Genomic DNA, 11,391 nt, shown 5'->3' on the forward strand with positions numbered 1-11,391 from the left:
TCGTTCCTCCGCTTCGTTACTTTCTAGTTAAATCCATACAGCTTCTGCGCTACCTTGTAGGCATAGACTGCAATTTTCTGTCCCGGTTTTGATTTGCTGCTCATAACAGTTCCGAAAATGCCGTGGCGGATGCGGAAGTAATCGGCTGCATCCTCCTGTTTCAGGTATCTCCAAAGATCGTTCTTTTTCTCGAGATTTTCTTCCGTTCCAGAGCGCATCATCATCACGGAAGAAACCGTCATAATAATGGTCAGATAGCTGATCATATATTTCCGCAGGTGCTTCGACAGCCCTTTCTGTTCACCAAGGTAATCGATCATCAGCTTGTTGACACGGATCTGCTGGTCAATTCTGCCGATCATGACTTTCTCGTTAACCGACTGGTCGGCTCTCCCGATAAAGTAGCGGTAGAAATTGACATCGAGATAATACATCGTTTTGACGTACGGAAGCGGAATAAACGCAACCAGATTATCCACATAGAAGGTGTGCTCCGGCAGCTTCATGCCGCACTCTCTTAAAAGAGAAGTCCGGTAAATCAGCGAATGCATCAGCAGATAATGTGTTTTGCCGAGAGCTTTCGCCTCATCCCATCCGAAAAAGCGGCCTTCTGGCAGCGATTTCGCATAGCGCATCACACGTTTTCTCTTGGCGCCCTCTTTTTCATACACATAGTTACTGATCAGAAGGTCGAGTGTTTTCGGTCCGCGTACGACTTCTGCCAGAACATTTAAAATCTTCTGGTATGCCTCTGGGTTTACCCAGTCATCACTGTCCACAACCTTAAAGTACAGACCCGTCGCATTTTCCACACCCGTGTTGACTGCTCCGCCGTGGCCCTTGTTTTCCTGATGAATCGCTTTTACAATCGTCGGATATTTTTCCTGATAGCGGTCTGCAATCTCTGTGGTTCCGTCCTTGGAACCATCGTCCACGATCAGAATTTCTACTTCTTCTCCGCCGACCAGCAGCGAATCGATACATTTCTCCATATATGCTTCTGAATTATAGCATGGTACTGCAATTGATAAAATCTTCATCTTTTTTCTCCCTGCTCTTTTTTGCTCTTCTGCCGTTTCAGGCACGTTCCAGATCTGTATATTTTGCGTATTCCGCAAACGCAGACGGAATGGCATATCTTTCAGCCGCGGTTTTCGCATCCGCAAAAATCAATCCGGCTTTTTCTTCCCCTTCCTGCTCCACATCGTTTCCTGCAATTTTAATGGCGTATCCTGTGATATGCCACTCGACATGGGAAAAAATATGCTTGTACGGCGGCAATGCCTGAATATGAAGCGGCGTCACGCCGAATTTTTCTGCCTCTTCAAGTGCTTCCTGTTCGGAGAGCACGCCATCGAAGTTCGGGAACTCGTAAAGTCCCGCCAGAAGTCCTTTTTTCGGCCGTTTCCGCACTGCTGTGTGCGCACCGTCCAGAAATAACAGAACGGTTCTGTCTTCGATTCTGCGCGGCTTTGCACTCTTTTTAAACGGATATTCCGTCCAGGTCTGATGCTGTCCCGCCAGACACTGGTCAAAAAGCGGACAGACTTCACATTTTGGTGCGCCGTTCGGCAGACAGACCATTGCACCGAGATCCATCATCGCCTGATTGAAGGCTCCCGGATCTTCTGCCGGCATGATTTCGGTCAATTCCGCTTCCACGCGGTTTTTCACGGACTGCTTTAAAATGTCCTCACCGTCCTCCCGGAGGCGTGCCATCACACGAAGCACATTTCCGTCCACCGCCGGCACCGGAATGCAAAACGCGATCGATGCAACGGCTCCCGCTGTGTAATTTCCAATTCCCGGAAGTCCTTTTAAGGCTTCGTAATCTGCCGGAAATACACCGTCATACACTTCCATAATTTTCTGTGCGGCCTTCTGCATATTCCGCACACGGTTATAGTAACCAAGGCCTTCCCAGAGCTTCAAAAGCTTTTCCTCGGGACAGACCGCAAGTGCTGCGACATTGGGCAGTTCACGCATAAACCGCTCATAAAACGGCTTGACCGCCTCCACCCTCGTCTGCTGGAGCATAATCTCGGAAACCCAGATTTCATACGGGTTCTTTTTTTCTCTCCACGGCAGCACTCTTTTATTTTCGCCATACCATTTCAATAATGGCTTTGTGATTGTGTCCTGCATAGTAATCTCCTGTTAATATATCATTCTTATTTTGCCACATTTTCCTCCAAAATGCAAAATAAACATTGCGCTCTCACGTGTTTTTGATTAAAATTAATAAATACTTTAAAAGAATAACCAAAACCCTTAAGATATGGAGGAAAAACTCTTGATCGACAGTATTATTTTTGATGTGGACGGCACCCTGTGGGACTCCACAGACGTTGTTGCCGACGCATGGAATCAGATTATGGAAAAAGAAACTGATATGACACCAAACCTCACCGGAGCCGTGTTAAAAGGCCTGTTCGGCCGCCTGCTCCCGGATATCGCCGCCGTCATTTTCCACGAATATCCAAAGGAGCGCCAGTTAGAACTGATCGAGGCATGCTGTGCCAAAGAGCATGAGGCACTTCTTGCGACACCGGCTCCTGTTTATCCGGGACTTGTCGATGCACTTTCTATTCTTTCCAGACATTACCCGCTTTATATCGTAAGCAACTGCCAGGCGGGCTATATCGAAGTTTTTCTGGAAGCCACAGGCCTCGGTCACTATTTCAAAGGCCATCTCTGTCCTGGCGATACCGGAAAGGCAAAGGCAGACAACATCCGTACAATCATCGAACAGAACCATCTGCAGCACGCGGTCTATGTCGGCGATACCGACGGCGACTACAAGGCGACACGCGAGGCCGGAATCCCGTTTGTGCATGCCGCATACGGTTTTGGTCAGACCGAAAACCCGGACTACACCATCACTTCCCCGATGGATCTTGTCACACTGTTCGTACCGGAAAATTAATTTTTAACAGTTTCTTTCTCAAAAAAATACGCATTCCTGTTTTGATAACGGAATGCGTATTTTTTATGTTCTATTTCTTCTTTTCTCAGCTCTCGCCCTTACCTGGGTAATCATCGTCACCCGTATGGTCTCCCTGATCCGGTGCGCTCGGCTCCTGGGTCGGTTCCGGTGTGGACGGGGTCTCGGTCGGTGCTACGGTCGGCTCCGGCGTAGACGGGATCTCGGTCGGTGCTGTGGTCGGTTCCGGCGTAGACGGGGTCGATGGAGTTGATGGGGTTGATGGAGTTGATGGGGTTGATGGAGTTGACGGCGTGTAATCATCGTACGTGTAGGATGGCGTTCTCGTCGGCGTTACTGTCGTGGTATTCGTCGTATCATCGACATTTTCGTCATCTGCTTCCGGTGCCTGTGTCACAGTAAGCGTGTCTTCACTTACCTCATAAGCTTCGGAATAATAAATGATAACCGGTGTTCCGTCATCGACATTGTCATATAATGCCTGTGCCACTGCAGTCGGAAGTGCAACAGATCCTGTCGTCGATCCTGCAGTCAGATACAGGTTTCCGCCGAAACTGCTTCTCCAGAAAGCATCGTAGAAACCGATCTCTCCGTTGAACGGAATCCAGGAATCCACATCTCTTTCCCAGGAATAGCTGCCGTCTGCCTGAAGCTCTCCGTGCAGTTTTTTCTGGCTTTCTTTTGCTGCGGTTGTGTAGATACCCGGCTTCGTGTAGCTGCTCTGCTCCATCAGACCGGTTACACAGTCACCGTCGACAACCAGATTTCCATCTTTGTAGAGCCAGATATGCTGACGGCTGGCATCAACCTCAACATACGTCTTGCCGAATCCGTTGTTCTCTGTGGAAGCAGCAAACTCTCTCTGCGCATACTGCGGCTCTCTTGCATCTGCTGCGTGAGCATCTACTTCTTCTGCGATCTTTGCTATCTCCTGCTCCTGATCCACTTTCCATCCGTAGCCTTCCTGGCTGATGGTCACGCCGCCTTCGATACCGGTTGCCGGGAAGGTGTGATCCTTGCCATCGGTATCAATCGCTGCCGCAAGATTTGCCACATATTCTTTTACTCTTTCATTCCACTGGTTTTCATCTTTGGAATAATTTCCATCCGCATCGACTGCCAGCCAGTCTTTCATGGTATTTCCGTCAAGAACCTGTGTTGTTCCATCCGGCATACTGTATGTGATGCTTGCGCGTACCAGTTCATTTAACTGATCCTTCTGTGCATTCAGTGTTTCGTCATCTGCTGTTACCAAGGTTCCGTCGTAAACGCCTGCTTTTTCAAGATCCACTTCGGTATCCGCATTGATCAGCGCGTTTTCGATGCACTGTTTTGCAAGGGTAAGATCCATTCCCTCACCCATAACAGCATCCACAATCTCAAACTCATTGTTCTGGAAGGTGATGTAGGCGCTGGCCGGTGCATTCTCACCGTCTGCGGACTGGAATTCGTCAAATCCATCAATCACCGCATCCAGTTTTTCCTGACTGTACTGCATGGTGACCTGGGAATCTTTCTCTTTTCCGCCATTTCCCAGGAACCAGAGGAAACTGTTCTGTTTCTTTAACACACTCTCCACGCTGCCGTCTCCGGCGTAGGTGTAGTCGATGTCTTTTCCGCTGACACTCTTCGTATCATTGTCTTTGAATTTTACATTTAAGGTATAGTTTGCAGCCTGCTCTTTGATTTTCGTTTCTGCCTCTTTGGCCGTCATATCCGAGCAGTCTACTCCGTTGATGGTTGTTCCGTTGAAAAAATAATTCTGGTAATGGAACATTTTGCTTCCATAGAAAAAGCCTCCCACAGCAATAACAGCAACGGCTGCAACGGCGATAACCGCACCGCCTTTTCCCTTTTTCTTCTGCGGTTTTGCGCCATGCGGAATGTACTCTTCGTCGTCATCCTCATAATCGTCGTAGTCATCATCCTCATCGTCTATTTCCGGCATTGGGATATGGCCTACCGTGTCGCTGACGAGGCGCTCCATTGCGGCTTCCACCTGATCACCAAGCACTTCTTTCTCCGAACCCTTGGTCTCTGTCTTCTCTTCTCCCAGCAGATCATCCTCATCTGCGAATGGATCGTTGATGATCAGATCATCATCCACCATCACTTCTTCCGGTTCCGATTCTGTTTTTGTCTCCGCCGGCGTCTCTTCGATTTCTTCTTCCTCTTCTGTAAATTCCGGAATCTCGATGTCCTGCGTCACAGGCTCCACTTTGGTCTGCTTCATTTTCTGCTTCGCTTCTTCGTCTTTTGCACGCTCAGTTGCCTCAAGGACACTTCGCAGATTACTTAAATTTGCAGTCTCATCCGGGATGTGATCTTCGCTTTTTGTTTCTTTGCTTTCAAATTCAATGGAGTCTTCGATGTCTGCCAGTTCTTCCTGGAATGTTTCACCGCTCTCCTTTTCCGCCAGGTCACGGTCAATCTCTTTTTGCAGGGCAGCCCAAAGTTTACCGTCCTTTAAATCATCATCTTCAAACTTCATATTTTTTGCTCCTCATAGTTCTGTGTCTGCACTTTACTTACTTCTCTTCTTTTTTCCTTGTTTCAACTCACAGTCGGTATTTTCACGGAGTCTGACATGTCGAAAATAGTTCGACTGTGACTTACCTCATGTCAGTGGAGGATACCGATTTCTCTCCGCCCGCCACTACCGTTATGTTTCTTTTAACAATTCATCCCACCGCTTTAGAAGCGGGGGACTTCTTGTCTACTGATGTTAAAAATGCCCCTATAGATTTCTTCTTTTGTCCAAGGGCACATACACTGTTAAGTATATCATAAAATTCGACAAAAAAAAGCAAAAAATTTGGTTTTGGCAAATTTCTCACTTTTTTCGTAAATCACCTATGGAATTCGTAAAAAAATACCTTCTGCAGCGCTTCTCCGAGGAAAATTCCAAGGGCAATTGCGCCTGCCGCGGTCGCTGTCTCTAAAAGATACGTTCCAACCATGTTTTCCGGCCCCATAACGATCGAGTAGACGATGCGGTACATACCGGCTCCCGGCACCATCGGAAGAATGCCCGGGATCACGAAAAGGATCACCGGCGCTTTGAAATGACGCGCCATTGCCTGGGAAACCAGGGCGACGGCAACGGCGGCAAGAAAGTTCTTCATCAGAATGCCGTCGTTGAATACTTCCACGATCAGATAGACCGCCCAGCCGATCATACCGACACCGGCCGTGTAGCATTCCAGCTTTTTTGGTGCGTTCAACAGTCTTGAAAATCCCCAGATTGCAACCCAGGCTCCAAGGGATTTCAGGATGATTTCACCTGCTATTCTCATATTTTTGCTTTAACCTCATCTTTTTTCTGTATCGGTTTTCTCTACCGCACCAGTGGACGGAGCAGCAGCATGCCAAGTCCCACGCCGATTGCGATGGCCGCAGCGGTTACAAACGCCTCAAGCATCCGTGCCGCACCGGAAATGTAGTCGCCGTGCAGGGTATCATACACCGCATTCGTGATCGCCACACCCGGTACGAGGGGCATGATCGATGCAATGATAATGACGTTCAGATCCATGGTCCCCGGCAGGTAATGAACACAGAGAATAGATGTGACCGCCAGCAAAAATGACCCGATACAGTTCACAAGAAACGACTGCATCCCGGCTTTTTTTCCTCCGTAAACACCGATTCCTGATATAAAACCTGCAAGTGCAGATGCCAGCACTTCGTAGAACCCGGCTCCGAACATGATTGCAAAGCCTGCGGTCGTCGCCATCATCGCGAGCAGATTTTTTTTAATTTCCGACTTGGCACGATAGATATCCCGCACCCGGTGGAACAGCGCATCCAGGTCGATATTTCCTTCGCAGAAATCGCGGGAAAGCTGATTGACCGCATGGATCCGGTTCAGATCCGTTGCACGGCTCTCTACGCTGCGCATAACAGTCATGGAATCCATCGCCGGGTCGTCGAGCGTTACCACAAAGCCGGTCGTCAGCGCCAGTACATCCGCAGTTTTCAGGCCGGACATGCGCAGCATCCGCAGCATGGTATCCTCCACCCGCCACGTCTCCGCCCCGCTTTCCAGCAGGATTTCTCCCGCCATGACCGCGGTGTCCAGCAGCAGTTTATAGTCCATAGTTTTTGTCCTCTCAAATGTAACTCATATTTCACACATGCCAAACGATTGTACCATGAAGCAGTGTTCACTTTCAAGTTAATTCTATGCAAATTCGGCGATATCCGGGCGTTGGGATGTTCCGATGTTCACCCGCGCCATTCACAAATCTTTTCAAAGTTTCTTCAAACTCCATTCACACTTTCCTCACATATGACAACTATACTAAACGTATCAAAACAAAGGGACAACAAATCATCTTCCTCTATCTTTCAACCGTTGTCCCAACCTAATATTCTTTCCAATTTATATAGATTTTTCTTTTTCATAATGCCGGTGTTTCTGCCAGAAGAAATACCGGCCCTCCTTTTTTTATCCCCCAAAAAGAAGTGCCGACATCCCGTCTATGTACTATTCTTCAAATTTTACAACCAATGTCTTGTCCCCGACCGTCTCGGACAGCATTCCGGTAATCAGTGTTTTCGCCTGTTCCTGTGCCATCGTTTCCAGGTCATCCATTTCTTTCGTCTGCTGCTCTACATCCTCCTTCGCACTCGCGATTGCATCCATCGCATCTTCCTTCCGCTCCCAGTTCAGAAGCGCTGCCTTCTCATCGTAATACTGGATGGAATCATTGTCGATGGAAATATCAAAAATCTCCACTGCCGGAAGTGTAACTGTTACTTCTGAATCCGTCACCTCCGTATTCGCCTTCGAGAGATCCACGCCCGCACGTACCTCTGCACGGTATGTCATATTAAACGCCTTCTGCGTCAGAAACGGAATCGACCCGTCCGAGTAATGAATCAGCCCGTTATAAATCATCTTCGCCGACGTCAGCTCCCCCGCCGCCTCCAGCTTGCTGTCAATAAACGTCCCCGTAATCTCCGGCTCCCGGTCCCGCCGCAACGACTGCGTCAGATAAACAACCATTCCAGCAAGGATTACTACGATCAGAAGATAAATGACAGCTTTTACCGTGCCGCGGCTTCCATTCTTTTCTCTGCTCACGTTACACCCACTCCCTTCTCATGTTTCATTTTTCATTATTTTTGAATATGTTCTGTGGCTCTATTGTACCTTATTTACACCATAAAAAACAGTCCTGCTTTACAAAAATATCTTAAAATTCTGTAAATCCTGTTCTGTTAGACTTTTCTTTTAAACAATACGAAAAAAGAGTGAAGATTTTGTATCTTCACTCTTTCCTAATACAGGGGATGAGAGAATCGAACTCCCACCAAAGGTTTTGGAGACCCCTATCATACCATTTGACCAATCCCCTACGCTAGATATACCTTCAAAACCGCATACACTTAACATCTATACATCATACCATACTTTCTTTCCGAACACAACCATTTTCTGCAAAACTTTTGTTTTGCATTTCAGGTCAAGCCCTCGACCGATTAGTAACAGTCAGCTCCATGCCTTACGGCACTTCCACCTCTGCCCTATCTACCTCGTCGTCTTCAAGGGGTCTTACTTCTTTCGAATGGGATATCTCATCTTGAGGGGGGCTTCACGCTTAGATGCCTTCAGCGTTTATCCCTTCCCGACTTGGCTACCCGGCCGTGAACCTGGCGGTTCAACCGGTACACCAGAGGTCAGTCCATCCCGGTCCTCTCGTACTAAGGACAGCTCCTCTCAAATATCCTACGCCCACGCCGGATAGGGACCGAACTGTCTCACGACGTTCTGAACCCAGCTCGCGTACCGCTTTAATGGGCGAACAGCCCAACCCTTGGGACCTACTACAGCCCCAGGATGCGATGAGCCGACATCGAGGTGCCAAACCACTCCGTCGATGTGAACTCTTGGGAGTGATAAGCCTGTTATCCCCAGGGTAGCTTTTATCCGTTGAGCGATGGCATTCCCACTTAATACCACCGGATCACTAAGTCCTACTTTCGTACCTGCTCCACCCGTCGGTGTCGCAGTCAAGCTCCCTTCTGCCTTTGCACTCTTCGAATGGTTTCCGACCATTCTGAGGGAACCTTTGAGCGCCTCCGATACCCTTTCGGAGGCGACCGCCCCAGTCAAACTCCCCGTCTGGCATTGTCCCCCGGCCTGATAAAGGCCGCTGGTTAGAAGCCCAGCAGCACAAGGGTGGTATCCCAACAATGGCTCCCCTGAAACTGGCGTTCCAGGTTCACAGCCTCCCACCTATCCTGTACATGCACTGCCGGACCCCAGTACCAAACTGGAGTAAAGCTCCATGGGGTCTTTCCGTCCTGGCGCGGGTAACCAGCATCTTCACTGGTACTTCAATTTCACCGGATGCATTGTCGAGACAGCGCTCAAATCATTACGCCTTTCGTGCGGGTCGGAACTTACCCGACAAGGAATTTCGCTACCTTAGGACCGTTATAGTTACGGCCGCCGTTTACTGGGGCTTAAATTCAAAGCTTCGCTTGCGCTAACCTCTCCTCTTAACCTTCCAGCACCGGGCAGGCGTCAGCCCATATACCTCACCTTACGGTTTTGCATAGACCTGTGTTTTTGCTAAACAGTTGCTTGAGCCTATTCTCTGCGGCCAACTCTCGTTGGCACCCCTTCTCCCGAAGTTACGGGGTCATTTTGCCGAGTTCCTTAACAATGCTTCTTCCGCCGGCCTTAGGATTCTCTCCTCATCCACCTGTGTCGGTTTACGGTACGGGTATCTTAAAAACAATAGCGGCTTTTCTTGATTCATGGCTCACACACTTCCCTACTTTAATTCGGTCCGCATCACGCCTTTGGATTGCCACACGGTTTTTCCTATGTGACTCCTCCTTCGCTTGCACGCGGCTTTCCGTTCCGCGCCTGTGCTCTCCACAAATGTCCCCACAGTTCTGTTTTAAGATAGTGCAGGAATCTCAACCTGCTGTCCATCGGATACGCATTTCTGCCTCTCCTTAGGCCCCGACTTACCCAGGGCAGATCAGCTTTACCCTGGAAACCTTGGATATTCGGCCGAGAGGATTCCCACCTCTCTCTCGCTACTCATTCCGGCATTCTCTCTTCCTGGCACTCCACAGCTCCTTCCGGTACTGCTTCATCGCGCCAGCAATGCTCCTCTACCATACCTTGCGGTATCCTGTGCTTCGGTGTCGTGTTTCAGCCCCGGACATTTTCGGCGCAGGACCTCTCGACTAGTGAGCTATTACGCACTCTTTGAATGTGTGGCTGCTTCTGAGCCAACATCCTAGTTGTCTTCGAAATCCCACATCCTTTTCCACTTAACACGTACTTTGGGACCTTAGCAGCAGGTCTGGGCTCTTTCCCTTTTGACTGCCCAACTTATCTCGTGCAGTCTGACTCCCGATGAGCATCTTTACGGCATTCGGAGTTTGATATCCCTTGGTAAGCTTTGACGCCCCCTTAGAAATTCAGTGCTCTACCTCCGTAAGACTCCATCGAGGCTAGCCCTAAAGCTATTTCGAGGAGAACCAGCTATCTCCGGGTTCGATTGGAATTTCTCCCCTACCCACACCTCATCGCCACCCTTTTCAACGGATGTGCGTTCGGCCCTCCACTACCTCTTACGGCAGCTTCAGCCTGGACATGGGTAGATCACCCGGTTTCGGGTCTACTCTTACTGACTCTGCGCCCTCTTAAGACTTGGTTTCCCTTCGGCTCCGTACCTATAGTACTTAACCTTGCCAGTAAACGTAACTCGCCGGACCGTTCTACAAAAAGTACGCGGTTGTGCACATAAGGCACTTCCACAGCTTGTAAACACAGGGTTTCAGGTTCTCTTTCACTCCCCTCCCGGGGTCCTTTTCACCTTTCCTTCACAGTACTATGCGCTATCGGTCACTGAGGAGTATTTAGCCTTGGAGGGTGGTCCCTCCTGCTTCCCACAAGGTTTCCCGTGTCTCGTGGTACTCTGGATCCTGCCAGCCTCTCATCAATTTCGCCTACGGGATTTTCACCCTCTCTGATCAGATTTCCCAAAACTGTTCGGCTATTGATTCGAGTACCTTATGCAGTCCACAACCCCGCGGTGCACGCACCACGGTTTGGGCTCTTTCCATTTCGCTCGCCGCTACTTTGGAAATCGAGGTTTCTTTCTTCTCCTCGGGGTACTTAGATGTTTCAGTTCCCCCGGTTCCCTTCCATACGTTATGGATTGGCGTATGGATACTTGAGGTTTGCTCAAGTGGGTTTCCCCATTCGGATATCTCCGGATCAATGGATATTTGCTCCTCCCCGAAGCTTTTCGCAGCTTATCACGTCCTTCATCGGCTCTCAGTGCCAAGGCATCCACCCTGCGCTCTTAATGCTTGACCTGTATTCTTGGTCCGCTGCCATCATAGCGTTGATGACAGGCTTTTGTGTTCTCTGCTTTAAAAGCAATTGATTCAATAATCTTTCGATTATCTCT

7 protein-coding genes, 1 tRNA gene and 1 rRNA gene are annotated in these 11,391 nt (G+C 49.1%); 1 reads left to right on the top strand and 8 read right to left on the bottom strand.

The genetic code is table 11. The annotated features are described in order from the left end of the window. Positions 1 to 23: 23 nt before the first annotated feature. Positions 24 to 1,040, bottom strand: coding sequence for a glycosyltransferase family 2 protein (locus tag DWZ44_RS04705; RefSeq protein ID WP_055267469.1), 1,017 nt, complete (start codon positions 1,038 to 1,040; stop codon positions 24 to 26). Between the two features lie 37 nt (positions 1,041 to 1,077). Next, positions 1,078 to 2,145 (bottom strand): A/G-specific adenine glycosylase, encoded by a 1,068-nt coding sequence (gene mutY / locus DWZ44_RS04710; protein ID WP_055227140.1) that lies wholly within the window; start codon positions 2,143 to 2,145, stop codon positions 1,078 to 1,080. Positions 2,146 to 2,293: 148 nt separating this feature from the next. Here mutY and DWZ44_RS04715 point away from each other — a divergent pair, with 148 nt between their 5' ends. Beyond that, positions 2,294 to 2,926 carry an HAD family hydrolase gene (locus tag DWZ44_RS04715; protein WP_242998370.1) on the top strand — a complete coding sequence of 211 codons (633 nt, stop codon included), beginning with the start codon at positions 2,294 to 2,296 and terminating at the stop codon, positions 2,924 to 2,926. A gap of 85 nt (positions 2,927 to 3,011) precedes the next feature. On the opposite strand, the gene DWZ44_RS04720 is transcribed toward DWZ44_RS04715, so the two are convergent. From DWZ44_RS04720 to DWZ44_RS04745, 6 genes are all read right to left on the bottom strand, one after another. Beyond that, a complete protein-coding gene (locus tag DWZ44_RS04720) occupies positions 3,012 to 5,435 on the bottom strand; it encodes a L,D-transpeptidase family protein (RefSeq protein WP_117804331.1) in 2,424 nt (807 codons plus the stop codon). 358 nt (positions 5,436 to 5,793) lie between these two features. Continuing rightward, the gene (locus tag DWZ44_RS04725) at positions 5,794 to 6,240 is read right to left on the bottom strand and encodes a threonine/serine exporter family protein (RefSeq protein ID WP_022463061.1); all 447 of its coding nucleotides are present in this window, start codon (positions 6,238 to 6,240) and stop codon (positions 5,794 to 5,796) included. Positions 6,241 to 6,281: 41 nt separating this feature from the next. Further along, complete coding sequence (locus DWZ44_RS04730; RefSeq protein ID WP_055221312.1) at positions 6,282 to 7,043, bottom strand: threonine/serine exporter family protein; 762 nt, start codon at positions 7,041 to 7,043, stop codon at positions 6,282 to 6,284. Between the two features lie 390 nt (positions 7,044 to 7,433). Then, positions 7,434 to 8,033 (bottom strand): DUF4230 domain-containing protein, encoded by a 600-nt coding sequence (locus tag DWZ44_RS04735; protein ID WP_055221314.1) that lies wholly within the window; start codon positions 8,031 to 8,033, stop codon positions 7,434 to 7,436. Positions 8,034 to 8,236: 203 nt separating this feature from the next. Continuing rightward, positions 8,237 to 8,307 (bottom strand) — tRNA-Trp (locus DWZ44_RS04740). Between the two features lie 103 nt (positions 8,308 to 8,410). Then, a 23S ribosomal RNA gene (locus tag DWZ44_RS04745) occupies positions 8,411 to 11,297 on the bottom strand. Positions 11,298 to 11,391: the final 94 nt, after the last annotated feature.

This window comes from Blautia sp. AF32-4BH (genome assembly GCF_003460565.1).
Lineage (GTDB): Bacteria > Bacillota > Clostridia > Lachnospirales > Lachnospiraceae > Fusicatenibacter > Fusicatenibacter saccharivorans.

Coding starts and splice junctions, on each gene's coding strand:
- DWZ44_RS04705 (WP_055267469.1), bottom strand. CDS start 1,040: ATGAAGATTTTATCAATTGCAGTACCATGCTATAATTCAGAAGCATAT.
- mutY (WP_055227140.1), bottom strand. CDS start 2,145: ATGCAGGACACAATCACAAAGCCATTATTGAAATGGTATGGCGAAAAT.
- DWZ44_RS04720 (WP_117804331.1), bottom strand. CDS start 5,435: ATGAAGTTTGAAGATGATGATTTAAAGGACGGTAAACTTTGGGCTGCC.
- DWZ44_RS04725 (WP_022463061.1), bottom strand. CDS start 6,240: ATGAGAATAGCAGGTGAAATCATCCTGAAATCCCTTGGAGCCTGGGTT.
- DWZ44_RS04730 (WP_055221312.1), bottom strand. CDS start 7,043: ATGGACTATAAACTGCTGCTGGACACCGCGGTCATGGCGGGAGAAATC.